This is a genomic window from Candidatus Solirubrobacter pratensis, assembly GCF_000425945.1.
In the GTDB taxonomy this organism is placed as follows: domain Bacteria; phylum Actinomycetota; class Thermoleophilia; order Solirubrobacterales; family Solirubrobacteraceae; genus Solirubrobacter; species Solirubrobacter pratensis.
In genome coordinates, this window is sequence record NZ_AUEK01000003.1 from 129,066 (window position 1) to 155,482 (window position 26,417).

Annotated in this window: 28 protein-coding genes; 11 read left to right on the forward strand and 17 right to left on the reverse strand. The window is 73.8% G+C overall.

The window, feature by feature from the left end; all coding sequences use genetic code 11:
• The first annotated feature begins 12 nt into the window (after positions 1–12).
• From H958_RS0100645 to H958_RS33945, 4 genes are all read left to right on the forward strand, one after another.
• A complete protein-coding gene (locus tag H958_RS0100645) occupies positions 13–465 on the forward strand; it encodes a winged helix-turn-helix transcriptional regulator (protein ID WP_028057247.1) in 453 nt (150 codons plus the stop codon).
• A 144-nt stretch (positions 466–609) separates the two neighbouring features.
• Positions 610–1,941 carry a class II fumarate hydratase gene (locus H958_RS0100650; protein WP_028057248.1) on the forward strand — a complete coding sequence of 444 codons (1,332 nt, stop codon included), beginning with the start codon at positions 610–612 and terminating at the stop codon, positions 1,939–1,941.
• 26 nt (positions 1,942–1,967) lie between these two features.
• On the forward strand, positions 1,968–2,771 hold the full coding sequence (locus tag H958_RS0100655) for a GNAT family N-acetyltransferase (protein WP_051323639.1): 804 nt from the start codon (positions 1,968–1,970) through the stop codon (positions 2,769–2,771).
• Between the two features lie 32 nt (positions 2,772–2,803).
• Positions 2,804–3,670, forward strand: coding sequence for a DMT family transporter (locus H958_RS33945; protein WP_051323640.1), 867 nt, complete (start codon positions 2,804–2,806; stop codon positions 3,668–3,670).
• On the opposite strand, the gene H958_RS0100665 is transcribed toward H958_RS33945, so the two are convergent.
• Entirely contained in the window at positions 3,646–4,143 is a 498-nt protein-coding gene (locus H958_RS0100665; protein WP_051323641.1) for an RNA polymerase sigma factor, read from the reverse strand. The genes H958_RS33945 and H958_RS0100665 overlap by 25 nt on opposite strands.
• 90 nt (positions 4,144–4,233) lie before the next feature.
• Between H958_RS0100665 and H958_RS0100670 the strand changes: the two genes are divergently transcribed.
• Positions 4,234–4,713, forward strand: a complete 480-nt coding sequence (locus H958_RS0100670) for a pyridoxamine 5'-phosphate oxidase family protein (RefSeq protein ID WP_028057251.1) — start codon at positions 4,234–4,236, stop codon at positions 4,711–4,713.
• Here the strand turns inward: H958_RS0100670 and pdxH are convergent, their stop codons facing one another.
• Genes pdxH through H958_RS0100685 form a run of 3 tightly spaced genes read right to left on the reverse strand, consistent with a single transcriptional unit; the run spans position 4,714 to position 8,424 of the window.
• Complete coding sequence (pdxH, locus tag H958_RS0100675) at positions 4,714–5,316, reverse strand: pyridoxamine 5'-phosphate oxidase (RefSeq protein ID WP_028057252.1); 603 nt, start codon at positions 5,314–5,316, stop codon at positions 4,714–4,716.
• 1 nt (position 5,317) lies between these two features.
• Entirely contained in the window at positions 5,318–6,781 is a 1,464-nt protein-coding gene (locus tag H958_RS0100680) for an NAD-dependent succinate-semialdehyde dehydrogenase (RefSeq protein WP_028057253.1), read from the reverse strand.
• The gene (locus H958_RS0100685) at positions 6,778–8,424 is read right to left on the reverse strand and encodes an acetolactate synthase large subunit (protein ID WP_028057254.1); all 1,647 of its coding nucleotides are present in this window, start codon (positions 8,422–8,424) and stop codon (positions 6,778–6,780) included. The genes H958_RS0100680 and H958_RS0100685 overlap by 4 nt, the downstream gene beginning before the upstream one ends.
• A gap of 67 nt (positions 8,425–8,491) precedes the next feature.
• On the opposite strand from H958_RS0100685, the gene H958_RS33950 reads away from it, so the two are divergent.
• On the forward strand, positions 8,492–9,895 hold the full coding sequence (locus H958_RS33950; RefSeq protein WP_081685472.1) for a SpoIID/LytB domain-containing protein: 1,404 nt from the start codon (positions 8,492–8,494) through the stop codon (positions 9,893–9,895).
• A gap of 10 nt (positions 9,896–9,905) precedes the next feature.
• On the opposite strand, the gene H958_RS0100695 is transcribed toward H958_RS33950, so the two are convergent.
• The 3 genes from H958_RS0100695 to H958_RS0100705 are packed head-to-tail and all read right to left on the reverse strand — an operon-like array spanning position 9,906 to position 12,008.
• Positions 9,906–10,943, reverse strand: a complete 1,038-nt coding sequence (locus tag H958_RS0100695; protein ID WP_028057255.1) for an outer membrane protein assembly factor BamB family protein — start codon at positions 10,941–10,943, stop codon at positions 9,906–9,908.
• Positions 10,940–11,485 (reverse strand): RNA polymerase sigma factor, encoded by a 546-nt coding sequence (locus H958_RS0100700; RefSeq protein WP_037408778.1) that lies wholly within the window; start codon positions 11,483–11,485, stop codon positions 10,940–10,942. The genes H958_RS0100695 and H958_RS0100700 overlap by 4 nt, the downstream gene beginning before the upstream one ends.
• Before the next feature lie 52 nt (positions 11,486–11,537).
• Entirely contained in the window at positions 11,538–12,008 is a 471-nt protein-coding gene (locus H958_RS0100705) for a MaoC family dehydratase (protein ID WP_028057257.1), read from the reverse strand.
• 25 nt (positions 12,009–12,033) lie between these two features.
• On the opposite strand from H958_RS0100705, the gene H958_RS0100710 reads away from it, so the two are divergent.
• Positions 12,034–12,882 (forward strand): 5'-3' exonuclease, encoded by an 849-nt coding sequence (locus H958_RS0100710; RefSeq protein WP_028057258.1) that lies wholly within the window; start codon positions 12,034–12,036, stop codon positions 12,880–12,882.
• An 18-nt stretch (positions 12,883–12,900) separates the two neighbouring features.
• Here the strand turns inward: H958_RS0100710 and H958_RS0100715 are convergent, their stop codons facing one another.
• The 10 genes from H958_RS0100715 to H958_RS0100760 all read right to left on the reverse strand — a co-directional run bounded on the left by H958_RS0100715 (position 12,901) and on the right by H958_RS0100760 (position 21,872).
• Entirely contained in the window at positions 12,901–13,260 is a 360-nt protein-coding gene (locus H958_RS0100715) for a diguanylate cyclase domain-containing protein (protein WP_231379145.1), read from the reverse strand.
• A 76-nt stretch (positions 13,261–13,336) separates the two neighbouring features.
• Positions 13,337–13,774, reverse strand: a complete 438-nt coding sequence (locus tag H958_RS0100720; RefSeq protein WP_028057260.1) for a hypothetical protein — start codon at positions 13,772–13,774, stop codon at positions 13,337–13,339.
• Between the two features lie 17 nt (positions 13,775–13,791).
• Positions 13,792–14,871: a redox-regulated ATPase YchF gene (ychF, locus tag H958_RS0100725; protein WP_028057261.1), complete on the reverse strand. Its 1,080-nt coding sequence runs from the start codon at positions 14,869–14,871 to the stop codon at positions 13,792–13,794.
• Positions 14,871–15,281, reverse strand: a complete 411-nt coding sequence (locus H958_RS33955) for a phosphatase PAP2 family protein (RefSeq protein WP_037408936.1) — start codon at positions 15,279–15,281, stop codon at positions 14,871–14,873. Before H958_RS33955 ends, ychF begins: the two co-directional genes overlap by 1 nt.
• 88 nt (positions 15,282–15,369) lie before the next feature.
• Positions 15,370–15,594 carry a hypothetical protein gene (locus H958_RS0100735; RefSeq protein WP_028057262.1) on the reverse strand — a complete coding sequence of 75 codons (225 nt, stop codon included), beginning with the start codon at positions 15,592–15,594 and terminating at the stop codon, positions 15,370–15,372.
• Positions 15,591–16,004, reverse strand: coding sequence for a methylmalonyl-CoA epimerase (gene mce / locus H958_RS0100740; protein ID WP_028057263.1), 414 nt, complete (start codon positions 16,002–16,004; stop codon positions 15,591–15,593). Before mce ends, H958_RS0100735 begins: the two co-directional genes overlap by 4 nt.
• Positions 16,005–16,098: 94 nt before the next feature.
• Positions 16,099–18,198 carry an EAL domain-containing protein gene (locus H958_RS0100745; RefSeq protein ID WP_028057264.1) on the reverse strand — a complete coding sequence of 700 codons (2,100 nt, stop codon included), beginning with the start codon at positions 18,196–18,198 and terminating at the stop codon, positions 16,099–16,101.
• Between the two features lie 39 nt (positions 18,199–18,237).
• Positions 18,238–19,743 carry an ATP-dependent zinc metalloprotease FtsH gene (ftsH, locus tag H958_RS33960; RefSeq protein ID WP_051323642.1) on the reverse strand — a complete coding sequence of 502 codons (1,506 nt, stop codon included), beginning with the start codon at positions 19,741–19,743 and terminating at the stop codon, positions 18,238–18,240.
• A gap of 30 nt (positions 19,744–19,773) precedes the next feature.
• Complete coding sequence (locus H958_RS0100755; RefSeq protein WP_028057265.1) at positions 19,774–20,577, reverse strand: DUF1385 domain-containing protein; 804 nt, start codon at positions 20,575–20,577, stop codon at positions 19,774–19,776.
• On the reverse strand, positions 20,577–21,872 hold the full coding sequence (locus tag H958_RS0100760; RefSeq protein ID WP_037408781.1) for a M20/M25/M40 family metallo-hydrolase: 1,296 nt from the start codon (positions 21,870–21,872) through the stop codon (positions 20,577–20,579). Before H958_RS0100760 ends, H958_RS0100755 begins: the two co-directional genes overlap by 1 nt.
• Before the next feature lie 15 nt (positions 21,873–21,887).
• On the opposite strand from H958_RS0100760, the gene H958_RS0100765 reads away from it, so the two are divergent.
• From H958_RS0100765 to H958_RS0100780, 4 genes are all read left to right on the forward strand, one after another.
• Positions 21,888–23,204, forward strand: coding sequence for a replication-associated recombination protein A (locus tag H958_RS0100765; protein WP_028057267.1), 1,317 nt, complete (start codon positions 21,888–21,890; stop codon positions 23,202–23,204).
• Positions 23,194–24,588 (forward strand): aldehyde dehydrogenase family protein, encoded by a 1,395-nt coding sequence (locus tag H958_RS0100770; RefSeq protein ID WP_028057268.1) that lies wholly within the window; start codon positions 23,194–23,196, stop codon positions 24,586–24,588. The genes H958_RS0100765 and H958_RS0100770 overlap by 11 nt, the downstream gene beginning before the upstream one ends.
• A gap of 367 nt (positions 24,589–24,955) precedes the next feature.
• Positions 24,956–26,122, forward strand: a complete 1,167-nt coding sequence (locus H958_RS47245; protein WP_196807143.1) for an NAD(P)/FAD-dependent oxidoreductase — start codon at positions 24,956–24,958, stop codon at positions 26,120–26,122.
• Positions 26,119–26,358, forward strand: coding sequence for a (2Fe-2S)-binding protein (locus H958_RS0100780; protein ID WP_028057270.1), 240 nt, complete (start codon positions 26,119–26,121; stop codon positions 26,356–26,358). Before H958_RS47245 ends, H958_RS0100780 begins: the two co-directional genes overlap by 4 nt.
• The last annotated feature ends 59 nt before the right edge of the window (positions 26,359–26,417 follow it).

Genomic DNA, 26,417 nt, shown 5'->3' on the forward strand with positions numbered 1-26,417 from the left:
CGCTCAACTGCGATGTACGAACTGGAGCGCCCTCCGGTCTGCTCGATCGCCCGCGCGATGGAGATCCTCGGCGAGCGCTGGACCTTCCTGATCCTGCGCGAGGCCTTCTACGGCGTGCGCCGCTTCTCGGACATGCAGCGCAACCTCGGGATCGCGCGCAACATCCTCTCCACGCGGCTGCAGACGCTGGTCAGCGCCGGCATCTTCGAGCGCCGCCTCTACCAGGAGGAGCCGGAGCGCTACGAATACCGGCTGACGCCCGCGGGGCGCGACCTGTATCCCTCGATCGTCACGCTGATGCGCTGGGGTGACGAGCACCTGACCGGCGAGCTCGGCCCGCCCGTCGTGCTGCGCCACAAGTGCGGCCACGAGGCCGACCCGGTGCTCGTCTGCTCGCACTGCCGCGAGGAGCTGCACCCGCACGACGTCACGCCCGAGCGCAGCCCGCTCGTCGACGCGGCCTAGGAGCCCGCTGAACTTTCCCCGCCGCGCGATGCGGCACAGTTCAACCGGCTCCTAGATGTGACGAGAGGCTCGCGGTCGCGAGCCGAAGGACCCCGCGGCGCTAGCGTAATGGCTCAAAGCAAGCCTTTGAACCGGAGGAACCGGATGAGCGTGCAGGAGACCCCGCAGGAGCTGTGGGGCGGGGAGACCACCAAGGCCGTCGCCAACTTCCCGGTGTCCGGCGAACGCGTGCCGCTGCCCGTCGTGCGCTGGCTCGGCCGCATCAAGGGCGCCGCCGCGCGCGCGAACGCGGAGCTCGGGCTGCTCGACGGCGCGCTGGCCGAACGCATCGCCGCTGCCGGCGACGAGATCGCCGAGGGCAAGCACGACGCCCAGTTCCCGATCGACGTCTTCCAGACCGGCTCGGGCACGTCCTCGAACATGAACGCCAACGAGGTCATCGCCAACCTCGCCGGCGGGGGCGCGCACCCCAACGACCACGTGAACATGGGCCAGTCGTCCAACGACGTGTTCCCGAGCGCGGTCCACCTCGCGGCGCTCGACGATGCCACCAATCAACTGCTCCCGGCACTCGAGCGGCTCGAGGCGTCCTTCGCCGCCAAGGCCGAGGAGTTCAAGGACCTCGTCAAGTCCGGCCGCACGCACCTGATGGACGCAGTCCCGGTCACGCTCGGGCAGGAGTTCTCCGGCTACGCCGCGCAGGTTCGCCTCGGGCGGCGGCGCGTCCGCAACGCGCTCCCGCAGGTCGCGCAGATCCCGCTCGGCGGCACGGCGACCGGCACCGGCCTGAACACGCATCCGGAGTTCGCGGCCAAGGTGCGCGAGCGGTTGTCGGCGGACACGGGCCTGACGATCTCCGCGCCCGAGGACCCGTTCGAGGCGCAGGGCAACCGCGACGCGCTGGTGGAGCTGTCCGGCGCGCTGAAGGTGATCGCCGTCTCGCTGACCAAGATCGCCGGCGACCTCGCGCTGATGGGCTCCGGCCCGCGCGCCGGGATCGGCGAGATCTTCCTGCCGGAGCTGCAGAAGGGCTCCTCGATCATGCCCGGCAAGGTCAACCCGGTGATCCCCGAGGTCGTGCTGCAGGTCGGCGCGCAGGTGATCGGCAACGACGCCGCGATCACGGTCGGCGGCCTCCAGGGCCAGTTCGAGCTCAACGTGCGGATCCCGCTGATCGCGCGCAACCTGCTGCAGTCGATCCACCTGCTCTCCAGCGCGAGCACGCTGCTGGCCCAGAAATGCGTCGACGGCATCGAGCCCAACCTCGCGGGCCTCGAGGCCTCGGCCGAGGGCACGCTCGCGGTCGCGACCGCGCTGAACCCGTACATCGGCTACGACCGCGCCGCCGAGATCGTCAAGGACGCGTCGAAGAGCGGCCGCACGCTGCGCGAGGTCGCGCGCGAGCACGGCGTGGACGAGGAGACGCTGGACAAGGCGCTCGATCTGCGGAAGATCGCCGCCGGGTCGGCCGGGTGACTTCGTCCTGCAACGGTCGCCACGCCATGACGCCCCTCGACAGCGACCGTTGCAGGACGCTGATCAATTCGTATTGCGATGCAGCGCCGCGCTCGGCGGCGCGGGCCGAGGAGCTCGGGCCCTTCACGCTGTTCGTCGGCGAGGGGCCGTGGCCGTACTACGCGCGGCCGCGGCTGGGCGGCGACGGCGGCTTCACCCCGGCGGCGCTGGAGGCCGTGCGGGCGCGCCAGCGCGAGCTCGGCGTGCCCGAGGCGTTCGAGTGGGTGCACGACACGACGCCGGAGCTGCTCGCGCTCGCGCGTGACGCCGGGCTCGACGTGCTCGAGGCCCCGCTGATGGTGCTCGACCGCGCGGCGTTCCGCGCGCCGGACGCGCCGCCCGGCGTCGATCTGCGCGTGCTCGGCGCCGACGACCCGCTGCTCGCGCAGGCCGTGGCCGTCGCGACGGTCGGCTTCGCCACGCCCGGCACCTCCGCCGGGCCGCAGGGCGGCATCGAGCGCGACGCCGCGGTCGTGGACGGAAACCTCGACTTCCGCCGCGACCGCCTGCGCCGCCGCATCACCGTGACCGCGATCGCGCAGGGCGAGAGCGGCCCGATCGCCGTCGGCTCGCACAATCCGGTGGGCGACATCACGGAGGTCGTCGGCGTCGCCACGCTGCCGGCCGTGCGCCGCCAGGGGCTGGGCGCGGCCGTGACCGGCGAGCTCGTGGCCGACGCCCTGCGCGGCGGCGCCGACCTCGTGTTCCTCTCCGCGGGCAGCGAGGAGATCGGCAGCGTCTACGCGCGGCTCGGCTTCCGCCGGATCGGCACGGCCTGCATCGTCGGCTGACCAGGCTGTCCGCGAACCCGTCGGCCGCGGGCGTGCTCGGCGCCCTGGTCATCGCGTTCTCGGCCATCCTCGTCGACCTCGCCGACGTCTCGCCCGCCGCCGCGGCGGTCTTCCGCTGCCTCTACGCCCTGCCCGTGCTGGGTGCGATCGCGCTGTGGGAGGACCGCCGCTACGGCCGGCGCACGTGGGCCGAGCGGCGGCTCGCGCTCCCGGCCGGGCTGTTCTTCGCCGTCGACCTGATCGCCTGGCATCACGCCATCCGGGACGTCGGCGCCGGCCTGGCGACCGTGCTCGGCAACCTCCAGGTGGTCGTCGTCCCGTTCCTCGCGCTCGCCGTGCTCGGCGAGCGCGTGCCGCGCCGGATCCTGCTCGCGCTGCCGCTCGTGTGCTTCGGCGTCGTGCTCGTCTCGGGCGCGCTGGAGTCCGGCGCCTACGGCGCCGACCCGTCGCGCGGCGTGCTCTACGGCATCGTCACCGGCCTCACCTACGCGGCGTTCCTGCTCGTCCAGCGCCAGGGCAGCCGCGACCTGCGCCGCCCGGCCGGGCCGCTGTTCGACATGTCGCTGGTCGCGACGGTCGCCGCGGCCGCCTACGCCGCGGCGCTCGGCGACGGCGACCTCGTCCCGGCCTGGCCGAGCGCCGGCTGGCTGCTCGTGCTGGCGCTGACGTCGCAGGTGCTCGGCTGGCTGCTGATCACGGTGTCGCTGCCGCGGCTGCCCGCCGCCATGACGTCGCTGACGCTGACGATCCAGCCGATCGGGTCCGTGCTGCTCGGGGCCATCCTGCTCGGCCAGGATCCGTCGCTGCTGCAATTGGCGGGAGTCGCCTGCATCCTCGCCGGCCTGCTCTCGGCGGCGTTGCGACGGCCGGCACGCTACGCCGCCGCCGCGGCGGAGTAGACGGCGAGCCGCGCGCGGCCGCGGGACAGGCGGCTCATCACGGTGCCGAGCGGGATCCGCAGCGAGGCCGCGGCCTCCTTGTAGCCGAAGCCGGCGACGTCGACGGCGGCGACCACGTTGCGCTGGTCGGCGGGGAGCGAGGCGATCGCGCCGATCACCTCGCGCGTCGCGACGACCGAGGACGGCTCGCGGCCCGGCGGCGCGACGAGCCGGAAGTCCTCACTCTCGAGCGGCGCGGTGCGCGGGCGGCGATCGCGCCGGCGCAGAGAGGAGACGTACTGGTTGCGCAGCGCCTGGTGCAGGTACGCGCCGGCGGCCTCGGCGTCGACGGCGCGCTCGCGGGCGAGCACGCGCAGGAAGGTGTCCTGGACGAGGTCGTCGGCGTCCTCGCGGGAGCCGGTCATGGCGCGGGCGGCGCGGGTCAGGGAGTCGATGTGGGCGGGGAGCGTCTCGGGAGTGAGCGTCTGGGGCACACGGCGAGACTCCTCGACGCCGCGCCGCCCTCATATCAGGGGGTTCCCCCCAATCGATGACTTCTCGGGGGTGGCGGAGTCCCTAGGGACATGCGATTCGACACGCGCTTCAGCGATCCGGCGGCCCGGCCGACGCCGTGGGAGGACGCGGCCGGCATCCTCGAGCGGGCCGAGCTGTACTGGCTGACGACCGTGCGCCGCGACGGCCGCCCGCACGTGACGCCGCTGATCGGCGTCTGGCACGACGGGGCGATGCACTTCTGCACCGGCCTCGGCGAGCAGAAGGCGCGCAACCTCCAGGCGAACGCGAACGTCGCGCTGACGACCGGCACCAACGCGTGGGCCGAGGGCACGGACGTCGTGGTCGAGGGGACCGCCGAGCGGGTCACCGGCCGTGACGCGCTACAGGCGCTGGCGGACGCGTTCGAGGCCAAGTACGGCAGCGCGTGGCGCTTCGACGTCGCTGACGAGGCGTTCGTCCACAGCGGCGGCGAGGCGGCGGTCTTCCGGATCGCCGCGAGCAAGGTGCTCGCGTTCGCGAAGGATCCGCACGGGCAGACGGCGTACTAGCTAGGGCGAGAGGCGGCGCGAGCGCCATGCCCCGTCCGCGCGGCGGAACTCCTCGCGGTCGTGGAGCCGGTCGGGCCGGCCCTCCCAGAACTCGATCACGTCCGGGCGCAGCATGAACCCGCCCCAGTACCCCGGCCGCGGCACATCGCCCGGGTAGCGCGCGCTCGCCTCCGCGAGCCGCTCGTCGAGCACCGAGCGATCGGGGATCTCGGTGCTCTGCGCGGACGCCCATGCGCCCAGCCGCGACCCGCGCCCGCGGGTCGAGAAGTACGCGTCGGACTCCTCCTGCGAGAGCCGCTCGACCGCGCCTTCGAGCCGCACCTGCAACTGCAGCGGCTTCCACAGCACCGCGACGGCCGCGCGCGGGTTGGCGTCCAGCTCGCGGCCCTTGCGGCTCTCGTAGTTGGTGTAGAAGGCGACGCCGCGCGCGTCGATCCCCTTGAGCAGCACGAAGCGCACCGACGGCGCGCCGTCCGGCGTGGACGTGGCGAGCGCCATGGCCTCGGGCTCCAGCACGCCTGAGGCCACGGCCCGCTCATACCACTCGCGGAATCGCTCGAGCGGATCCAAATCGGGGTGGGGAGAGGGGATGTCCCGCCTGATCTCACATCGCCATCGCGACGTACTTGATCGACAGGTACTCGTCGATGCCCTCGCGCCCGCCTTCGCGGCCGAAGCCGGAGTGCTTGACGCCGCCGAACGGCGCCGCCGCGTTGGAGACGAGTCCCTGGTTGAGCCCGACCATGCCGGTCTGAAGCTTCTCGCAAACGCGGAACGCGCGCTTGACGTCGGACGTGTAGACGTAGGCGACGAGCCCGAACTCGGTGTCGTTGGCGGCCGCGATCGCCGCGTCCTCGTCGTCGAAGCCGACGACCGGCGCGACCGGGCCGAAGATCTCCTCCTTCAGCAGCCGCGAGTCCGGCTTGACATCGGTCAAGACGGTCGGATCGAAGAAGTAGCCGGCGCCGTCGCGCTTGGTGCCGCCCAGCAGCACCTCGGCGCCGCGGCCCGCCGCGTCCTCGACCAGCTCGGCGACCTTGTCGCGCTGCGAGGCGTCGATCAGCGGCCCGACCTGCACGCCGTCCTCGGTCCCGCGCCCGACCTTCATGTCGGCGAGCTTCTTCGCGAGCTTCTCGGCGAACTCGTCCGCGACCTTCCCGGACACATGGAAGCGGTTGGCCGCCGTGCAGGCCTCGCCGATGTTGCGCATCTTGGCGATCACGGCGCCCTCGACCGCCGCGTCGACGTCGGCATCGGGGAAGACGAGGAACGGCGCGTTGCCGCCGAGCTCCATCGACGTCCGCAGCAGCCCGGGCGCCGACTGCTCGACGAGCAGCTGGCCGACCTCGGTGGAGCCGGTGAAGGTGAGCTTGCGCAGCCGCGGGTCGTTGATGATCGGCTTGGAGACCGAGCTGGACGAGCTCGAGGTCAGCACGTTCAGCACGCCGTCCGGCAGCCCCGCCTCCTGGAGGATCTTCGCCAGCGCGAGCATCGACAGCGGCGTCTGCTGCGCCGGCTTGATCACCATCGTGCAGCCGGCGGCGATCGCCGGGCCGATCTTGCGCGTGCCCATCGCGGCCGGGAAGTTCCACGGCGTGATCGCGTAGCAGGGCCCGACGGGCTGCTTCATCGTGATCAGCCGGCCCTGGCCGTTGGGCGCGGTGCCGAAGCGGCCTTCGATCCGCACCGCCTCCTCCGAGAACCAGCGCAGGAACTCCGCGGCGTAGGTGATCTCGGCCTTGGACTCCGCCACCGGCTTGCCCATCTCGAGCGTCATCACGAGCGCGAGCTCGTCCGCCCGCGCCGTCATCGCCTCGAACGCGCGGCGCAGGATCTCGCCGCGCTCGCGCGGCGGGTGCGTCGCCCACTCCTCCTGCACCGCGCAGCAGGCGTCGAGCGCCGCCTTCGCGTCGTCAGGGGTCGCGTCGGCGACCGACGCGACCGCCTCGCCGGTCGACGGATCCTCGACATCGAGGGTCTCGCCGCCCGAGGCGTCCCGCCACTCGCCGCCGATGAACAGCTGCGTGGGGACCGCATCGACCGCGGTCCGCTCCTGGGTTGCGCTCATGCCGCCACCGTCTCCGTTCCGAGCTCCTCAGATATGGATACATCGAGCGAGTAGTCGATCGGGACCACGATCAGGCTCGGGAGCTCGAGCGACAGCGCGTGTCGCAGATGCCTGCCGAGATCCTCGACCGCCTCGCAGCGCCAGGCCGGCATGCCGAAGGCGTCCGCCAGCTTGACGAAATCCGGGTTGGTGAAGTCCGTTCCGAAGTGGCGGCCGAACTTCTTGTCCTGCTTCCACACGATCGAGCCGAACTGGGCGTTCTCCCAGATCACGTTGACGACCGGCGTGCGCAGCCGCATCGCCGTCTCCAGCTCCTGGACGTTCATGAGAAAGCCGCCGTCGCCGTTGACCGTCACAACGTTGCAGTCCGGATGCACGAGCTTGGCCGCGATCGCGGTCGGCAGCGCGATGCCCATGCCGGCCAGCCCGTTGGCGATCAGCACCGTGTTCGGCTCGTGCGCGGGGAACATCCGCGCGATCCACAGCTTGTGCAGCCCGACGTCGGAGATCAGCATGTCCTCGCGCCCGAGCGCCTGGCGGATCTCCCACAGCGCGCGCGGCGGCTGCATCGGGAAGGAGTCGTCGTCCTTGGCGGCCTCGAAGCGGCCGAGCACGATGTCATCCAGGCGCGAGCTGCGGACCTTGTGCGGCGCGTGCCGCAGCTCCTCCGTGAGGCGGCTGAGGATGTGGTAGAGGTCGCCGACGAGGTCGACCTCGGTGATGAAGTGCTCGTCGACCTCCGACGCGACGCTGTCGATGCCGACGATCGTCTTGTCGCGGTTCGGGTTCCAGTTCGACGGCGCGTGCTCGACGAGGTCGTAGCCGACGGTGATCACGACGTCGGCCTCCTCGAACCCGGCCAGCGCGTAGTCGCGCGACTGCAGCCCGACGGTCCCGAGCGCGTGCGGGTCGCGGTAGTCGAGCGAGCCCTTGCCCATGAACGTCTCGGCGACGCCGATCCCGGTCGCGCGCGCGAACTCGCGCAGTGCTGGGGACGCGCCGGCGCGGGCGACGCCGTTGCCCGCGAGCACGATCGGATTGATCGCGCCGCGGATGATGTCGGCCGCGGCGAGCAGCTCGCCCGCGCTCGGCTCCAGCCGCCGCGACGTCGTGCGCGCGGGCAGCGGCTGCGCGTCGACCGGCGCGCTCATCACGTCCTCGGGCAGCTCGATGTGCGTCGGGCCGGGCTTGGGCTCCTGCGCGACCTTGAACGCCTTGCGCACCACCTCGGGGATGACCGCCGCGGCGTTGATCCGCGTGTTCCACTTCGTCACCGGCTTGAACATCGAGACGACGTCGATGTGCTGGTGGGACTCCTTGTGCATCCGGTGCAGGTCCGCCTGGCCGGTCAGCGCGACCAGCGGCGAGCGGTCCAGGAACGCGTCGGCGACGGCCGTGATCAGGTTCGTCGCGCCGGGGCCGAGGGTTCCCAGGCAGACACCTGCGCGCTGCGTGAGCCGGCCGTACATGTCGGCCATGTAGGCGCCGCCCTGTTCGTGGCGCACCGGGATGAAGGAGATCGAGGAGTCCTGCAGCGACTCGTTCAGATCGAGGGTCTCTTCGCCGGGGATGCCGAATACATACCTGACGCCCTCTGCCTCGAGGCATTCGACGAAAAGGTCCGATGCCTTGCGGGAACTCAAGGTGCGCAACTCCTCCCCGGCCGGTGTGTCGGGCTAACGTAGACCCGCTCAGTCCTCCCCTGATCCTATGACCCGCACACTTCCCACATTGGTGGCGGCACTCCTTGCCGGCGTGCTCGCGACCGCGCCGTGCGCCTCGGCGGCCAAGCCGAAGTCGACGTTCACGATCAAGGGCGCCGGCTTCGGCCATGGCGTCGGCATGAGCCAGTATGGCGCGCTCGGCTACGCCGAGCACGGCGCGACCGCGTCGCAGATCCTCTCGCACTACTACACGGACACCTCGCTCGGGATGACCGATCCCGGCAGGACCGTGCGGGTACAGCTGATCGAGAAGACCAACTCGGCGCGCATCAGCGGCGCGCGCCAGGCCGGCGGCCGCGACCTCGATCCGACCGTGACGTACACGGTCAAGCGGCACGCGATCTCGGAGATCGACCTCGTCGCGCACGGAAAGCGGCTCGCGAGGTTCACGGCGCCGCTGCAGATCGCCGGCGAGGGCGGCATCACGGCGCTCAACGGCAAGGGCTACCGCGGCGTGCTCGAGCTCTCGCCCGGGCTGTTCGGTGGGCTGCGGGTGATCGACGCCGTTGCGCTCGACGACTACGTGCAGGGGGTCGTCCCCGCCGAGTCGCCGGCCTCGTGGCCGGCGGCGGCGCTGCAGGCGCAGGCGATCGCCGCGCGCACCTACGCGATCACGACCAGCCGCGGCGGCGACTTCGACCAGTACCCCGACACGCGCTCGCAGGTCTACGGCGGCGTCTCGGTGGAGACGACGGCGACCAACCAGGCGGTCGCGTCGACGCGCGGGCAGATCGTGACCTACCAGGACCAGCCGGTCACCACCTACTTCTTCTCGACCTCCGGCGGACGGACCGAGAACGTCGAGAACACCTCGCTCGGGACCGAGCCGAAGCCGTGGCTGAAGTCGGTCGACGATCCCTACGACGACGTCTCGCCGCGTCACCGCTGGACGCCCGCGACCACGACGCTGGCCAAGGCCGGCAAGAAGCTGCGCGGCCTCTACAAGGGCTCGTTCCGCGGCATCAAGGTGCTCCAGCGCGGCGCCTCGCCGCGGATCATGAGCGCCCAGGTGCTCGGGACCAAGGGGTCGACGACCGCCGACGGCGCGACGCTGCGCGCCAAGCTCGGCCTGTTCGACACGTGGGCGTACTTCACGACCGTGACGACCAAGCGCTCGGGCGATCCGCCGCCCGACACGCAGGCCGCCGACGCCTCGGGCGGAGCCCCGGCGCGGCTCTCGCGCTCCGCCCGCCCGGCGCTGTCGGGCACGATCGTCCCTGGCCGCCGCGGCGCGACGGCCACCGTGCAGGCACTGCACGGCGGGCGCTGGGTGGACGCCGGAGCCGTCACGCTCGGGCGCGGCGGCGGCTACCGCTGGACGGTCTCGCGCGCGGGGACCTATCGCGTCGTGTTCGACGGCGCGCCCGGGCCCGCCGTCCGCGCGGGCTAGTGCCCCGACGCTAGCGAATCCCGGTCAGCAGCCCGGACGGGCTCATGATCCAGAGCCGGGCGTGCGTGGTGGCCATGCCCGCCACGCCGAAGTCGGGCAGCGCCAGCGCGGCGAGCAGGCGGCCCGTGCGCGGGTCGAGCTTCCACAGCTGGTCGCGGCCGCTGACGGGCGTGCCCTGGACCCAGAGCGCCCCGTCGCCGGCGATGGCGCCGTTGATGCGGCTGGTACCGAGGTTCGTGCGCCAGCGCAGCGCCCCCGTGCTCGCGTCGACGGCCGCCAGCCCGGCGCCGTCCTGCAGGAGGACGGTGCCGCTCGCGGCGGCCACCGGCAGGCCTTCCGACGCCGGGCGGGCGAGCCCGAGCCGGCGGCCCGTGCGGGCGTCGAGCGTCTCGAGCAGGCCGTCGCGGCGCAGCATGTACCAGAGGCCCGGCTCGCCGCTGAAGCCGCGCGGGTCCTGCCCGTTGCGCTCGAAGCTGATCCGGCGGGCGAGCCGGTTCGTGCGCAGGTCGACCTGGATCGCCGAGCCCGGGTTGCCGACCCACACGGCGCTGTCGTAGGGGTCCACCGTCGTGTGCGAGCGCGACGGCGGCGGGAGCGGGATGCGCGCGACGATGCGGTTGGTCTTCGGGTCGATGCGGTACAGGCGTTCCTCGGTCAGCGCCCACATGCCGCCGGTGCCCGCCGCGCCGTCGAGGATCTCCCGGCCGATCGGGATCCGCGCAGCGATGTCGCCGTCCGGGCTCAGCCGCAGCACGTCGCCGGACGGGTCGTAGGTCCAGATCGAGCCGTAGGCGACGGACAGCGCCCCGCCCTGGCTCGCGATCGCCAGCCGCGCGACGACGTGCGGCGCGGTCGTGGCCGGGGGCGGGCTGGACGTGCTGAGCGCGCCGACGGCGATCACGACCGCGACCGCGGCGACCGCCAGCGCGCCGGCGAGCGCGAGCGGGCGAGGCTGCGGCAGCGCGCGCCGCAGCGGGCCGCGGCGTGCCTCGCGCTCCGCCGCCTCGCGCAGCTGCAGCCGCAGCGTGGTCACGAAGTCGTCGGTCATCGGCGGGCTCCCATCCGCTGGCGTACGGTGGCGAGGCCGCGGCTGACGCGCTTGCGCACCACGGCCTCGGAGACGTGCTCGTCGGCGGCGATCTCGGCGTACGAGCGCTCGTCGAGCACGTGCGCGCGGATCGCCTCGCGCTGATCCGGCCGCAGTGCCTCCAGCAGCGCACCGGCGTTCGTGCTCTCCCCGAGCGCGTCGATGCGCGCGATGTCGGCGTCGGTCAGCTCGATGCGCTCCATCCTCAGCCGCCGGCGGGCGCGCTGCTCGGCGTACCCGCGGCGCTGGGCGTCGGCGAGCTTCTTCATCGCGATCCCGAACAGCCACGCGATCGCCGCCCCGGCCTCGGGCCGGTAGCGCCGGCGCGCCGACAGGGCGGCGGCGAACGTCTCGGCCGTCAGGTCGGCGGCGAGATCCGCGTTGCGCGTGCGGCGAGCGAAGAACCCCAACAGGGTGTCGACGTGGCGGCCGTAGAACTCCTCGAACGCGGCGGCATCGCTGCCCGCGAGGAGCACTTCGTCGCTGACGTCGGCGGGGCGCATTCACTGCCCCCATTCGGAGATGGGGCCGGTTTGTGACCGACCCTAACCGACATCAGGAGCCCGCGGGACCCCCCGCGTAGGCGCGCACGACGGTCTCCGCGACGCAGACCGGCTTGTCGCCCCCTTCGCGCTCGACGGTCATCTCCATCGTCGTCTGCGCGCCGCCCGGGATGGACTCGACCTTGGCGACCTTGGCGGTGAGGCGGACCTTGCTCCCAACCGGCAGCGGCGCCGGGAAGCGGACCTTGTTGAGCCCATAGTTGAGGGCGAACGTGAAGCCCTCCCACGCGAAGACCTCACGCGAGAGCTTGGGGACGATCGAGAGCGTGTAGTACCCGTGGGCGATCGTCCCACCGAACGGCGTCTCCTTCGCGCGCTCGACGTCGACGTGGATCCACTGACGATCGCCGGTCACGTCGGCGAACGTGTCGATGTCCTTCTGCGTGACCTCGTGCCAGGCGCTGGTGCCGAGGATCTCACCTTCTGACCGCTTGAGGTCTTCGAGACCGGAGATCGTCTTCATGATGCCGGGCACCATACTTCGCGACGTGCCGGCTCCGCTCCTGCTCGTCGACGCTCCCGCGTGCCTCTACCGCGCGTTCTTCGCGCTGCCCGACTCGATCACCGATGCCGAGGGCAATCCCGTCAATGCCCTGCTCGGCTCCGTCAACCAGGTGCTGTGGTGCGTGGACAAGTACGCGCCGCGCGCCGTGGTGCTCTGCTTCGGCGCCGAGGCGGCCGTCTACCGCAAGCAGGCGTATCCCGCCTACCACGCGCAGCGGCCCGACATGCCGGGCGCGCTGGAATGGCAGTGGGCGCGGGCGCCCGGCTTCTACGAGGCGCTGGGCTGGAGCGTCGTGTCGCATGACACGCTCGAGGCGGACGACCTGCTCGGCTCGTTCGCGGACGCCGAGACGGCGGCGGGCGGGACGACGCTGATCCTCACCGGCGACCGCGACATGTTCCAGTGCGCGTCCGAGAGCGTGACCGTGCTGCTGCAGCGCGCTCGCCAGGAGGGACCGGACGAGGTGGGGCCGGAGCAGGTGCGCGAGATCTACGGGATCACGCCCGCCCAGGTGCCGGACTTCATCGCGCTGCGCGGGGACCCGTCGGACGGGCTGCCTGGCGCGAAGGGGATCGGCGCCAAGACGGCGGCGGACCTGCTGCAGCGCAAGGGCGATCTCGAGCACGTGATCCTCGGCGCGATCCGCGAGAAGCCGTCGGTGCGCAAGGCGCTGATCGAGCAGGCCGCGGAGCTGCGGACGTTCCGCGACATCGCGACGCTGCGGACGGCCGACGTCGCGCGGCCGCAGGACCGCGAGACCGACCGCGCGGGCGGCGCCGCGGCGGCCGAGTCCTTCGGGATGGGGCGGTTGGCGAGAAGGCTTCGTGAGTAGCGTCGCCCGAGGTACGAGCTATCTGCGTGGTAGCGCGCGGCCGATCAGGTCGTGCGCGGTGTCGCCGACCCAGTGCGCGGCACCGACGCTGATCGGCACCTCGGTCGACGCCTCGCGCAGGCGCTCCGCGGCGCGCTCGGCCCCGGCGCGGTCTGTCGCCGGCAGCAGCGCGAGCAGCTCGTCGGCCTCCCAGCGCACGAGCACGTCGGCGTCGCGCAGCACCGCGGACAGCTGCGGCGCGAGCGTCTCGACGGTGCCCAGCGGCGCCATGATCCGGACGACCGCGAAGTCGCGCCCGTACCGCACGCCTTCCGCGACGAGGCGGTCGAGCAACAGCCGGCCCACGTCAGGGCCGGGGAGTACGAACCGACGCTGCACACGATGACACTAGCCGCGCATCACATCGGCGGCGCAGGTTTCTCGGCCGTCGATGTCGTGGATCCGCTCGACGCCGTCAGCGCGCGACGGAGGAGATCACATCGACCGCGCGGGCGTAATGCTCCGCAGACAGGCGGATGTGCGACTGCTGGCTGGTCGAGCGGGCGGGCACGCCGATCGCCTCGACGGGCGGCGCGTGATCGAGGTTCGGGATCACCAGCAGCGGATCCACCGCGACCGTCCACGGCCAGCGCTCGCCGGGATTGGTCTCCTCCGGCTCGCTGACGACCTCGACGATCGCGAAGATGCGCTTCCAGACCGACGCGTAGTAGACGAACCTGTCGCCCTCGCGGACCCTCGGACGGCGCGGGAAGCCGGACCGGCGCAGCACCCGCGGCCGGGTCTCGAACCAGTCCGCGGGCAGCGGCCCGCGTGCGTGACCGATCGGCTTCAGCCAGTACGTCGCCGGATCGCCCGGAGGGCGATCCTTCGGAGAGTCCGGCTTGCCGGGCACGGGCGGCGCGGGGCCTGTCAGGGGGTGAACTTGACGGTGATCACGTCCCCGTCGGTCATCAGGTAGTCGCGGCCCTCCAGCCGCAGGACGCCCCTGTCGCGTGCGCCCGCGTATCCGCCGGACTCGACCAGCTGCTTCCAGCCGATCACCTCGGCGCGCACGAAGCCCTTCTGGATGTCGGTGTGGATCTGTCCCGCGGCGTGCCAGGCGGAGAGCCCGCTGCGCAGGTGCCACGACTGCGCCGGCTTCGCCTCGCCGGCCGTGAAGAACGCGATCAGGTCGAGCAGGCCGAACGCGCTGCGGACGACGCGGTCGAGGCCGGACTCCGACCCTCCGAGGTCCGCGCGCATCGCCGCGGCGTCCTCGTCGTCGAGCTCGGACAGCTCGGCCTCCAGCCGCGAGGAGACCGCGACGGCGGCCGCTCCCTCCGCCGCGGCGTGGTCGGCGACGACCGACGGGACGGCGTCGTCGCCTTCGTCCACGTTGGCCACGAACAGCACCGGCTTGCCGGTCAGCGGCGAGAGGTTGCGCGCCGCGTCGGGCGCGTCCTGCGGAACCGGGATCGAGCGCACCGGCCGGCCGGACTGCAGCGCCTCGATCACCTCGCGCAGCCACGCCTCCTCGGCGACGGCGGCGCGATCTCCGGAGCGCGCGTCGCGGACCACGCGGGCGTGGCGGCGCTCGGCGCTCTCGAGGTCGGCGTAGATGAGCTCGGTCTCGATCGTCTCCATGTCCGACGCCGGGTCGACCTTCCCCTCGGGGTGGATGACGTTGTCGTCGTGGTGGGCGCGCACGACGTGCAGCAGCGCGTCGGTCTCGCGGATGTTGGCGAGGAACTTGTTGCCCAGGCCCTCGCCCTGGTGCGCGCCGGCGACGAGGCCCGCGATGTCGTGGAACTCGATCGTGTCCCAGACGATGTTCGAGGCGCCGACCGTCTGCGCAACGTCCTCGAGCCGATCGTCGCGCACCGGCACGACGGCCACGTTGGGCTCGATCGTCGTGAACGGGTAGTTCGCCGCCTCGGCGCCCGCCTGGCTGAGCGCGTTGAACAGCGACGACTTGCCCGCGTTGGGCATGCCGACGATCCCGACCTTCATCATCGGCCGAAGCTCCCCAGGAAGGTGCCGAGCGCGGCGCCGGCCGCGACGTCGGACGGGTAGTGGACACCGAGATACAGGCGCGAGACGCCCATCGCGGCGGCGGCGACCTGCAGCGGCGCGCCGGGCACGAGCGCGCCGAACGCGCGCGCGGCGGCGAACGAGGACGTCGCGTGCGAGGACGGGAACGAGAGTCCGGTGGGCGTCTCCATCAGGTGTGGCAGGTCCTCGATCGCGGGGCGCTTGCGCCCGACCGCGAGCTTGATCGACGTGGACACCAGATAGGCGGCGCCGACGGTCGCCGTCGCGCGCAGCCAGCGGCGCCGGTTGGGCCGGTCGACGAGCGCCGCCGCGGCGCCGCCTGCGAGCCAGACCGCGCCGTGCTCGCCGAGGCGCGAGTAGCGCCGCACCCAGCGGACGCTGTCCGCGCGATCGGTACCAAGGGAGCGCACGCGCTTGTAGAGCGCGAGGTCGGCGGCATTGAAGGCGACGCGGAGGCTAGAAACCGACGCGGTGCTCGTCGGACTCAACTCGGAGATAGACGACCTGGCCGATGTCGATCAGCACGGCGCCGTCGGCGGCTTCGACCTCCTGCCAGCGCTCATGCCCCTCGCGGAGCGTCTGACGCAGCGAGGTCAGCTGCTCCTCGGACAGGCGAAGGGACAGGACCTGCCCGCCCTGGAAGCCGATGGCGGCGCGGCGGGCGGCGTTGGCGGGACTCAAGGGTGAACCTCCACTGGCGTAACGAGCTCGGTCAGGACGCCACCCGCGGTGGCCGGGTGCAGGAACGCGACCTGCGATCCGCGGATGCCGGTGCGGGGCGTCTCGTCGATCAGCCGCAGGCCGGCTTCGCGCAGCTCGCGCAGCGCTTCGCCGACATCCGCCACCCGGTAGGCGACGTGGTGCAGGCCCGGGCCCCGCGTGGCGAGGAAGCGCCCCACGGGCGTGTCGTCGCCGAGCGGCGCGAGCAGCTCCACATGGCTCTCGCCGACGTCGAGCAGCACGGCCTCGACGCCCTGCTCGGTCACCGTCTCGCGGTGTACGAGCGGCATGCCGTAGGCGGACGTGTGGAGCTCGATCGCCGCGTCCAGGTCGGCGACCGCGAGCCCGATGTGGTCGATGCGGCCGAACACGAGCGCCGAGTCTACGACGACGGCTCGCCCTGAAGGCTCGCTTCGCCGGGAGTGTTCGCCCAGGGGGCGAGACTCCGGCCGGTCCGGACTCCCTTCAGTCGGCGGCGACGGCGTTGCCGCCGAGGCGTTTGGCCTCGTTGAGCGCGGCGCCCGCGCGCAGCACGACCGCCTCGCCGCTCTCGCCCGGCCTGCCGACCGCGACGCCGACCGACAGCGTCGTCCCCAGCCGCGCCGGCGCGAGGCTGCGCAGCTCCCATCCGAGCCGCTCGGCCGACACGGCCTGCGGCGCGTCGAGCGTGACCACGAACGCGTCGTCGCCGATCCGGAACGCGCGCCCGCCGGCCGGCGTGAGCTCGCGCACCAGCCCGGCGAGCGAGCGCAGGACGTCGTCGCCGGCCGCCTGACCGCGTGCGTCGTTGATCGCGCCGAGACCGTCCACGTCGGCGATCACGACGCCGGCGCGGGCCGGCAGCACGGGCAGCGAGGCGTGCAGCCCGGTAAGCGGGTCGCGCGACGCGCGCTCGCGCAGCTGCGCCACCGCGCTGGCCATCCGCAGCGAGCCCGCGGCCTGGCCGGCGAGCAGCTCGAGCAGCTCGACGTCCTCGAAGACGGGACGGCGGTTCGCGCGGTCGGCCAGCAGGATGACGCCGAGGCGCTCGCCCGCCGCCGTCACGGGCAGCACGATCAGCGAGCCGGCGCCGAGCCGGCGCAGCACCTCGTGGCCGGGGAAGCCGCGGCCGGCGACGTCGCCCACCGTGTAGCTCGACGTCCCGTCGTCGACCCAGCGCGCGACCGCCGCGAGCTCGTCGGCGGCGAACTGGCTGAACGCGACCGCGAACGGGCCCTCCGCGAGGTGGACATAGAGGGCGCCGTGGCCGTCGGCCAGCGCGAGCAGGCCGGACTCGTAGCCCGAGAGGTCCAGCGAGGCCGCGAGCGCCTCGCGCACCACGTCCTCGGGGTCGCGCAGCACGGCCAGCCGCGCGGCGGCGCGCGCGAGCCGCTGCGCCGGCGAGGCGGGCGGCAGCGCGCCGACCTCCTCCAGGCGCGCCGCGAGCAGCGCCGCGCAGCGCTGGACCTCGGCGGCGGTCGAGTCGTCGTGCGTCGTCACCGACTCCGCGTCGAGCACGCCCACGACGGCGCCGGCGACGCGCAGCGGGATGCAGATCTCCGAGCGCACGCCCGCGATCGCGGGGAGGTACTCGGGCGCCTCGCCGACGTCGTCGATGAACGCCGGCTCGCCGGTGCGGTAGACGCGGCCGAGGATCCCGGTGGTCGGCGGCACGCCGTCGAAGACCTGCCAGAAGCCGCGCACCGCCTGGCAGCGCAGGCGCCCGGACTGCGCGAGCCACACGCTCGGCAGCAGGCCGCGGCGTGCAAGGTGGTCGACGACCGCCTCGCAGGCGTCGCGGGGGCTCTCCGCCCGCTCGAGGTCGCGCTCCAGGCGGTCCCCGGCGCCCACCCGCAGCGGCGCGGCGGGAACCGGCGCGGCGTCCTGCGGCCACGGCGGGGACGGGCGGCCGAACAGCCAGCCCTGGCCGTAGTCGATCTCCATCGCCCGCAGCGCCTCCAGCTCCTCGACGCGCTCGACGCCCTCGGCCACGACGCGCGCGCCGACCTCGCGCGCGAACGCGGCGGTCGCGCGCAGGACCGCCTCGCGGCCGGCGTCGGCGTCGATCCCGGCGACCATCCCGCGCGAGAGCTTGAGGAAGTCGGGACGGATGTCGGCGACGTACTCGAGCGAGGTGAAGCCGGCGCCGGCGTCGTCGACCGCCACGAGCGCGCCGCGCTCGATCCACGGCTGCAGGCGGCGGCGCAGCAGCGCGTGGTTGAGCACGGCGTCCTGCTCGGTGAGCTCGATCACGAGGCGGCTGGTGAGCCGGCCGGCGACCTCGAGCAGCCCGGGATGCCCGAGCGCCTCCGGCGACAGGTTGACCCAGAGCGCGCGGCCGTGCGGCGGGACGCCGGCGGCGGCGATCGCCGCCAAGCACGCGACCTCGAGCTCGTCGCGCAGGCCGGCGCTCTCGGCCGCGGCGAGCGTCACGTCCGGCGGCAGGGCGACGAGGCCCGGCGGCGGCGGGAAGCGCGACAGCCCTTCGTAGCCGATCACGTCGAGCCCGGCGAGGCGCACGATCGGCTGGAACACCGCCCGGATCGCGCCGGGCTCGAGCAGCGCGCGGAAGTCGTCAGCCCCCATGAAATGGAAGATCGGCCGCCGCGGCCGCGACTTGAGCGCTCAGGATTCCGTGCCGGTGCGCTCCGCCGCGACCACACGCAGGCCGTGCGCGCCGCTCTGGCGCCGCGGCGCGGCGCCCTCCATCACGCGGTCGATGTCCTGGCGCTCGAGCACCTCGTTGCGCAGCAGGCCGGCCGCCAGGCCGTCGAGCTGCTCGCGGTGCTCGGAGATCAGCCGCATCGCACGCCGCATCGCCTCGTCGGCGAGATGCTGCTGCTCGGAGTCGCGCAGCTCGCGCGTGCGGTCGGACACCGCGCCGCCCTCGGCCGCGAGCTTGAGCGAGCTGATCGAGGTGCCCATCGCGTACTCGTGGACCATCGTGCGGGAGATGTCGGCGACGCGCTCGAGGTCGTTCGAGGCGCCGGTCGTGCAGGCGCCGAAGACGATCTCTTCCGCCGCGCGGCCGCCGAGCAGCATGACCATCTGATCGATCAGCTCGTCGCGCGTCTTGAGGTAGCGGTCCTCCTCCGGGAGGTTGAGCGTGTAGCCGAGCGCCCGGCCGCGCGGGACGATCGAGATGCGGTGCGCGCGGTCCACGCCCGGGAGCAGCTCGGCGCACAGCGCGTGGCCGGCCTCGTGGAACGCGACCACGCGGCGCTCGTGCTCGTTGAGCGCCTTGCGCGACTGCATGCCGGCGATCACGCGCTCCAGCGCCGCCTCGAAGTGCTCCTGGCCGATCGTCGAGCGGTGCTCGCGGGCGGCGAAGATCGCGGCCTCGTTGCAGATGTTCGCCAGATCGGCACCGGCGAGGCCGGACGTCTGGCGGGCGATGATCGGCAGGTCGACCTCGGGCCCCAGCGGCTTGCCGTGCGTGTGCACGCGGAGGATCGCCTCGCGGCCGCCGACGTCGGGCGGGGAGACGAAGATCTGCCGGTCGAAGCGGCCCGGCCGCAGCAGCGCCGCATCGAGCTTCTCCAGCCGGTTGGACGCCGCGATCACGACCAGGTCGCCGGTCGAGCCGAAGCCGTCCATCTCGACGAGCAGCTGGTTGAGCGTCTGCTCGCGCTCGGAGTTGTTGTCGGAGCCTCGCGCCCCGCCCACGGCGTCGATCTCGTCGATGAAGACGATCGCGGGGCGGTGCTCGCGCGCCTCGTTGAACAGGCGCCGGATGCGGGCGGCGCCGAGCCCGGCGAACATCTCGACGAACGAGGCCGCCGACTGCGAGTAGAACGAGGCGCCGGACTCGTGCGCGACGGCCTTGGCCAGCAGCGTCTTGCCGGTGCCGGGCGGGCCGTGCAGCAGGATCCCCTTCGGCACGCTGGCGCCGAGGTCGCGGAAGCGCTTCGGGTCGCGCAGGAAGTCGACGACCTCCTGCAGCTCCGCCTTCGCCTCGTCGGCGCCGGCGACCTCCTTCCAGCCGACCGATGCCTTGGAGTCGGGCTTGATCTCCTGCGGCTTCGTCTTCGGCATCAGCTTCATCGTCCGCCAGATGAAGAACACCAGGAGCGCCATGAAGACGATCGGCGCCCAGGTGATGATGTCGTTCTCGATCTGGTACCAATGCACGGCTGGGAGTATCGCCGCGATGTGGCGCGTCTAGCCTAGGGTCTGGACCCCATCCTCGACCTTCAGGATCTCCGCCAGCGCCGCGCGCCCGACCTCCAGCTGGCGCTCGTCGGGCTCGCGCGTGCCCAGCGCGCGCTGGAGCTCGAAGCCCGGCCGCTTGAGCGCCCGGGCGACCGTCGTGTCCGCGTGGCGCTCGCTCCAGGCGAAGACCTCGACGGCGGCGGCGGTCGAGGCGAGCGCCACCACCCCGCCGGCCAGCGCGCTCGGCCGTTCCAGGGCCTTTCGCAGCAGCACGGTGCCCGCGACGTTGGCGGCGAGCATCGGCGCGACGAGGTGCGAGCCGCAGCGCTCGTGCTCCTTGGAGGCGTCGGCGGCGTCCGCGTCGTCGGCCTCGTAGGCGGCGATCGCCTTGTGCTCGACGCCGTGGTACGCGGCCAGCTCGCCGCCGCGCAGGGCGAACAGCGCGGGCGCCACCGAGAGCAGCGCGGAGGCCGCGTCGCCGGTCACCCCGCGGACATGCCGGCGCGCGAGGGTCCCCGCGAGCGAGGCGCCGGCGGCCACGCCGATCACGCTCGGCGACTCCATCGGGAGCTTGGCCTCCGGCAGCCCCTGCTTGACGAGCGGGATCACCGCGAACGCCTCGCCGAGCCGCGCGAGCCCGCGCAGCCCCGGGATCCCGTCGAACGCGCTGAAGCGCGGCTTGGGGCCGGAGGCGACCTTCACGGCGCCGTCGCGGGTGCGGACGGCGGCGGCCCAGTGCGTCGGGCCGTGGACGAGCAGCCCGTTGCGCAGGGCCATGCCGCCCAGCCGGAGCTTGCCTTCAGGTACGGGCATCAGAGGAGCCTCCCGGGGAGGTCGTGGAAGAACCCGGCCGCGAACCCGAGGTCGCGAACGTCGATGCGCTCGTCCTTGGCGTGCATCAGCGGCCAGGTCTCGTACAGCGTCTGGTGGCGCTGGGGGAAGAAGCCGTAGGCGACGCAGTCCGGGAAGGCGGCGCGGAACCAGCGGCAGTCGGTGAAGGCGGGCAGGACGGTCGGGACCGCCTCGGCGCCGGGGTCGTGCTCGCCGACCCACGCCCTGATGGCGTCCATCAGCGGCGAGGCGACCGGCGAGCGATTGCCCTCGACCTCCTCGGTGAACTCGACGTCGACGTCGCCGTCGAGCACCTCGCCGAGGCGCCTGCGCGCCGTCTCGATGCCCATCCCGGGCGGGACGCGGCAGTCGACGCGCAGCTCGGCGCGTGCGGGGATGACGTTGATCTTCTCGCCCGCCGAGACGATCGTGGGCGCGAACGTGACACGCAGGGCGGCGTCGAGGATCGGCGCGAGCCGCGGCTCGATGCGGGCGACGCTGTCGAGCGCGCCCTGCGGGTCGCGCGGATCCTCGCCGAGACCCTCGAGCAGCGCGTGCGTGGCCTCGGTCAGGTCGAAGCCCGGCTTGGCGCCGCCGAGGGCGGTGATCGCGGGCGCGAGCTTGAGCAGCGCGTTCTCGGCCAGCCCGGGGACCGACGCGTGGGCGGCGGTGCCGGTCGTGCGCACGCGGAAGCGGAACGTGCCCTTCTCGGCGACGCAGACCCCGTAGAGGCGGCGGTCGCCGTAGGGCATGACGGCGCCGGCGCCCTCGTTGAGCAGGTAGTCGACGCGCGCGGCGTCGGGCAGCGTCTCGGTCAGCCACTGCGCGCCGAGCGTGCCGCCGGTCTCCTCGTCGACGACGCTGATCAGCTTGACCTCGCCGTTGAGCTTGACGTTCCTGCGCGCGAGCGTCGCCAGCGCGACCGCCTCGGCCGCGGTCTGGTCCTTCATGTCGACCGCGCCGCGGCCGTAGAGGAACCCGTCGCGGACCTCCGCGCTCCACGGGTCCGCGGACCAGTCCTGCGGGTCGGCGAGCACCGTGTCGACGTGCGAGAGGTACCCGAGCGTCGGCCCGTCGCCGCCGGGCAGGCGGGCGACGAGGTTCGGCCGCTCCGGCTCCGCGGCGTGCAGCTCGCACGTCAGGCCGGCGTCCTCGAGATAGCCCGCGAGCCATTCCTGGCAGGCGCGCTCGTCGCCCGGGGGATTGACGGTGCGGAAGCGGATCAGCCTGGCGAGGACCTCCGCGGTCTCCTCCTGCAGCTCCTCGGCGAGTCCCATGGTCAGACTGTACGCATGGGACGGCTGTTCGATCCGCCGGAGGAGGAGCCCGCCGGGCGCGAGGTCGCGGACGCGGAGGACCTTCCGCTCGCCGCCCGCATGCGCCCGCGCGCGCTCGAGGAGTTCGTCGGCCAGTCGCATCTGCTGGGGCCGTCGTCGGCCCTGCGGACGGCGATCCAGTCCGGCGAGCCGCATTCGATGATCCTGTACGGGCCGCCGGGGACCGGGAAGACCACGCTGGCGCGGATGCTGGCCGAGTACGCCGACGCGGCGTTCGAGGAGCTCTCGGCGGTGGAGGCGGGACGGGCCGAGGTCCGCCAGGTGATCGCGCGGGCCCGCGAGCGCCGCCGCGGCGGCCGCCAGACGATCTTCTTCCTCGACGAGATCCACCGCTTCAACAAGGCCCAGCAGGACGCGCTGCTGCCGGCCGTGGAGGAGGGGCTGGTCGTGCTCGTCGGCGCGACCACCGAGAACCCGTACTTCGAGGTCAACTCGGCGCTGATCTCGCGCACGCAGATCTACGAGCTGCAGGAGCTGACGCCGGAGGACATCGCCGGGCTGCTGCGGCGCGCCTTGTCACGTGTCGGCGGCTCGGTGGGCGACGACGTGATCGAGTTCCTCGCGACGCGCTCGGGCGGCGACGCGCGGTCGTCGCTGAACGCGCTCGAGCTCGCGCTCGACACCGCCGCGCGCACCGGCTCGCCGGTGACGCTGGAGGACGCCGAGGACGCGATGCAGCGCAAGGCGCTGCGCTACGACAAGGCTGGCGACCAGCACTACGACTACATCTCGGCCTGGATCAAGTCGACCCGCGGCTCGGACCCCGACGCGTCGCTGTACTACCTCGCGGCGATGCTCGAGGGCGGCGAGGACGCGCGCTTCATCGCGCGCCGGATGGTGGTCCTCGCCTCCGAGGACGTCGGCAACGCCGACCCGCAGGCGCTGCTGGTGGCGGTCGCGGCGGCGCACGCCGTGGAGCACGTGGGGCTGCCGGAGGCGACGTTCGCGCTGGCGCAGGCGGCGATCTACCTGTCCTTGGCCCCGAAGTCCAACGCGGCGGGCACGGCGCTGGGCGCCGCGCGGGCGCACATCCGCGAGCACGGGGCGGCCCTGCCGCCGGCGGTGCTGCGCTCCGCCGCGTACCCGGCGGCGAAGGCCTTGGGGCGCGGGCGCGGCTACGACTATCCGCACGACCACCCGGGCCACGTCAACGACCAGGAGCACCTGCCCGACGGGTTCTCCGGGATGCGGTTCTACCGGCCCGGCGACGGCGAGCCCGGGATGCGCGAGCGGCTGGCGGCGATCCGGGCCGCGCGCGGGCGTGACGCCTGAGCCGGGCGAGCTGCGCGCGCCCGCGACGGGCGCGGTGCTCGGGGTCCTCGCGCCCGTGGACTTGGCTGCGGCCGCCGCGGCGGCGCGCGTCGCGCAGCCGCTGTGGGCGCTGCTGCCGCCCGCGGCTCGCGCGCGCTACCTGCGGCGGGCGGCGGTCGCGCTGCTGGACGAGCTGGACGAGCTCGCCGACCGCCTCGCCGGCGAGACCGGCTGGCCGCGCTCGCACCTGATCGTCTCCGAGCTGCTGCCCGCGGTCCGCGGCCTGCACGCGCTCGCGCGCGACGGGCCCGCCGCGCTCGCCGACCGCCGCCTGCACGCGCGGATGGCGGCGCTCGCGCGGCGCCGGAGCCTGCTGCTGCAGGCGCCGGCGGGCCTCGTCGGGCTTCGCGGCCCCTCCGCCTCGCCCTGGTTCGGTCCGGCGGTCGAGACCGCGGCGGCGCTGCTGGCCGGAAACGGCGTGCTGCTCGCGGCCGGCGACCCGCTCGCGGCCCGGCGGCTGCGGGCCGTGTTCCTGCGGGCGGGCGTGCCAGGAGAGCTGCTGGTGCCGGTGACCGAAGGCGCGCGTCTCCTCGACTCCGTGTGCGACCGCGTCGTCGACCTCCCGCGCCCCACGCGGATGGGGACGCTGCTCGTCCTCCGTGGCGCTCCCCGTGCCGCGGTCGTGGAGGCAGCGGTGTGGGCCGCGTTCGCGGGATCGGGGCGGCACCCCGCGGCCGCGGGGCGGCTCGTCGTGGCCGGGAGCGCCGCGCCAGGCCTGGCCGGCGCGATCGCGCAGGCGGCGGCGCGGCTGCGCGTCGGCGACCCGCGCGATCCCGCGACCGACGTCGGCCCGCTCGCGTCGCCGGCGGACCTGCGCGCCGTCGAGGACGCGCTGGCCGGCGCCCGTGCCGTGCGCGGCGGCGGCCGCGTCGCCGTCCCGGGGCTCGAGGGCGTGTACTGCGCGCCGGCGGTGCTCGACTCCGCCGCCGCGTTCGCCGCGCCGCCGCCGGGCCCGGTCCTGACCGTGGTCGAGGCGCCCGACCAGCCGTCCGCGATCGCGCTTGCCGCGTCGGGCGGCCGCGAGGGCGTGGTGTCGATCTGGACCGGCGACCGCGAGCAGGGCGAGCGGATCGCCCGCGGGCTCCCGGCCGCCGCGGTCTGCGTCGGCCGCCACGCGCTGCCGGCCCCGGCGGTCGGCGTCCGGCTCGCCCGCCACGTCGCCCCGCGCCGCGTCGAGACGCGGGCCGCCCGCACGCCCGCGGCGATGCGGCTGCCCGCGCCGGCGGGCGCCGTCGACGCGCGAGCGGCGTTCCACGAGGCGCTGCACGGCCGCGAGGCCCGCCGCTGGCCAGCGCTGCGGCGCGGCGCGGTGGCGCTGTTGCGCGCGGCGACGGACCGCGCCTGAGCGGGGCGCACCACCCCGCCGGGCGGATTCGCGCCCCGAATCGCGACAAGCCGGAGCCGAGCGCGTAGTCTGCCTTCACCCGCGCCTACCCCTCCCGCGGGTGAACTGCTCGGCCGGCGCCGTGGATTGGGCGCCGGCCGAGTGCCGGAGAAGCGCCCGGACGTGGTGGCCACGTCCGGGCGCTCCCTCCTGCCCTGTGGGAGTCTTTCGGCCTCGCTCGGCGGCCTCGAGTCCCATCCCCCCTTCTGCTGCCGCGAGTATCCGGGCTGAGGGCGATCTGCCGCAATGGCGAGATGTAGGAGTCGCGGCGCGCCCTGTGCGCCACTTGTCGGAAGGCCGTTCGATCGCGGACCCGTACTGTGTGATCGTGGCCGGCAGTCCGGATGTGGTGGTGGTGGGAGCGGGGGTCGTCGGCGCGGCGTGCGCCTACTTCCTCGCGACCTCGGGCGCGCGCGTGCAGCTGATCGATCGCTCGTTCGTCGCGTCGGGCAGCTCCGGCGCCTGCGAGGGCAACGTGCTCGCGTGGGACAAGGAGCTCGAGCGCGAGCTGCCGCTGGCGCTGCGCTCGGCCGATCTGTGGGCCGACCTCGCCCGGACGCTCCCGGACGGCTTCGAGTACGACCGCAAGGGCAGCATCGTCGTCGCCGAGACCGAGGCCGAGCTGTGCGCCTCCGCCGAGCGCGCCCGGCTGCTCGCGACGCTCGGCGTCCGCGGCGAGGTGCTCGACGCCGAGGCGCTGCGGCGCGAGGAGCCTCACGCCGCGCACGACCTCCCCGGCGGCGTCCTGTACCCGGGCGACGCGCAGCTCGAGCCGCGCCTGGCGACGATCGCGCTGACCCGCGCCGCCGTCGCGCGCGGCGCGACGCTCACGACCGACCGCACGGTGGAGCGCATCATGCGACGGCGCGACGGCGCGGTGACCGGCATCGGCACGAGCGCGGGCGCGATCGCCGCCGGGGCCGTCGTGGTCGCCGCCGGCGTGTGGACGCCCGCCCTGGTCGAGACCGCGGGCCTGAGCGTCCCCGTGACACCGCGCAAGGGCCAGATCGTCGTTCTCGAGCGCTCGCCGGTCCGCTTCCGCCGCAAGCTCAGCGAGGCCGGCTACGTCGCCGCCGTCGAGGCCGGCGACGATGCCGCGCTGCAGATCGCGATGGTCGTCGAGTCGACGGAGAGCGGGACGGCGCTGCTCGGCTCCAGCCGCCAGCACGTGGGCTTCGACCGCGAGGTCGACATCGACGTCGCGGGCGCCATCGCGCGTCGCGCGGCGCGCTTCTTCCCCGTCCTCGACGGCGCCCGCGCGCTGCGCGTGTACGCGGGCCTGCGGCCGCTCTCGCCCGACCATGTGCCGATCGTCGGCCCGTTCGCCGAGGCGCCGAACCTGTGCGTCGCGACGGGCCACGAGGGCGCCGGCATCGGCCTCGCGCCCGCGACCGGCGAGCTCGTCGCGGCCTGGCACGCGCACGCGCCCACGCCCGTCCCGATCGAGTGGTTCTCGCCCGACCGCTTCGCGCCCGCCGCGCTGGCCGTCTCATGATCGAGCTGACCGTCGACGGGGAGCCGCTGCGCGCGCCGGCGGGGCAGAGCATCGCCGCCGCGCTGCTGGCCTGCGGCCGCGCCGCGCTGCGCCCTAGCCCGTCCGGCGAGCCGCGCGGGCTCTACTGCGGCATCGGCATCTGCCAGGAGTGCCGCGTGCAGGCCGACGGCCGGATCGTCCGCGCGTGCGTGACGCCGGTCGCCGCCGGCATGACCGTCACAACCGGCGTGCCCTGATTTCCGGCATCTGCCGGTACCGCGCCGCCACCGCCCGCGCATAGCTTCCCGGCTGCCGT

Excerpts from the sequence above, each read along its gene's own strand:
- H958_RS0100670 (WP_028057251.1), top strand. The coding sequence starts at position 4,234 with ATGCGATTCGACACGCGCTTCAGCGATCCGGCGGCCCGGCCGACGCCG.
- ychF (WP_028057261.1), bottom strand. The coding sequence starts at position 14,871 with ATGAAGGTCGGGATCGTCGGCATGCCCAACGCGGGCAAGTCGTCGCTG.
- H958_RS0100650 (WP_028057248.1), top strand. The coding sequence starts at position 610 with ATGAGCGTGCAGGAGACCCCGCAGGAGCTGTGGGGCGGGGAGACCACC.
- H958_RS0100755 (WP_028057265.1), bottom strand. The coding sequence starts at position 20,577 with ATGCCCGTACCTGAAGGCAAGCTCCGGCTGGGCGGCATGGCCCTGCGC.
- H958_RS33950 (WP_081685472.1), top strand. The coding sequence starts at position 8,492 with ATGACCCGCACACTTCCCACATTGGTGGCGGCACTCCTTGCCGGCGTG.
- H958_RS0100760 (WP_037408781.1), bottom strand. The coding sequence starts at position 21,872 with ATGGGACTCGCCGAGGAGCTGCAGGAGGAGACCGCGGAGGTCCTCGCC.
- H958_RS0100695 (WP_028057255.1), bottom strand. The coding sequence starts at position 10,943 with ATGACCGACGACTTCGTGACCACGCTGCGGCTGCAGCTGCGCGAGGCG.
- H958_RS0100680 (WP_028057253.1), bottom strand. The coding sequence starts at position 6,781 with ATGAGCGCAACCCAGGAGCGGACCGCGGTCGATGCGGTCCCCACGCAG.
- H958_RS0100645 (WP_028057247.1), top strand. The coding sequence starts at position 13 with ATGTACGAACTGGAGCGCCCTCCGGTCTGCTCGATCGCCCGCGCGATG.
- H958_RS0100700 (WP_037408778.1), bottom strand. The coding sequence starts at position 11,485 with ATGCGCCCCGCCGACGTCAGCGACGAAGTGCTCCTCGCGGGCAGCGAT.
- H958_RS0100780 (WP_028057270.1), top strand. The coding sequence starts at position 26,119 with ATGATCGAGCTGACCGTCGACGGGGAGCCGCTGCGCGCGCCGGCGGGG.
- H958_RS0100705 (WP_028057257.1), bottom strand. The coding sequence starts at position 12,008 with ATGAAGACGATCTCCGGTCTCGAAGACCTCAAGCGGTCAGAAGGTGAG.
- H958_RS0100765 (WP_028057267.1), top strand. The coding sequence starts at position 21,888 with ATGGGACGGCTGTTCGATCCGCCGGAGGAGGAGCCCGCCGGGCGCGAG.
- H958_RS0100745 (WP_028057264.1), bottom strand. The coding sequence starts at position 18,198 with ATGGGGGCTGACGACTTCCGCGCGCTGCTCGAGCCCGGCGCGATCCGG.
- H958_RS0100655 (WP_051323639.1), top strand. The coding sequence starts at position 1,968 with ATGACGCCCCTCGACAGCGACCGTTGCAGGACGCTGATCAATTCGTAT.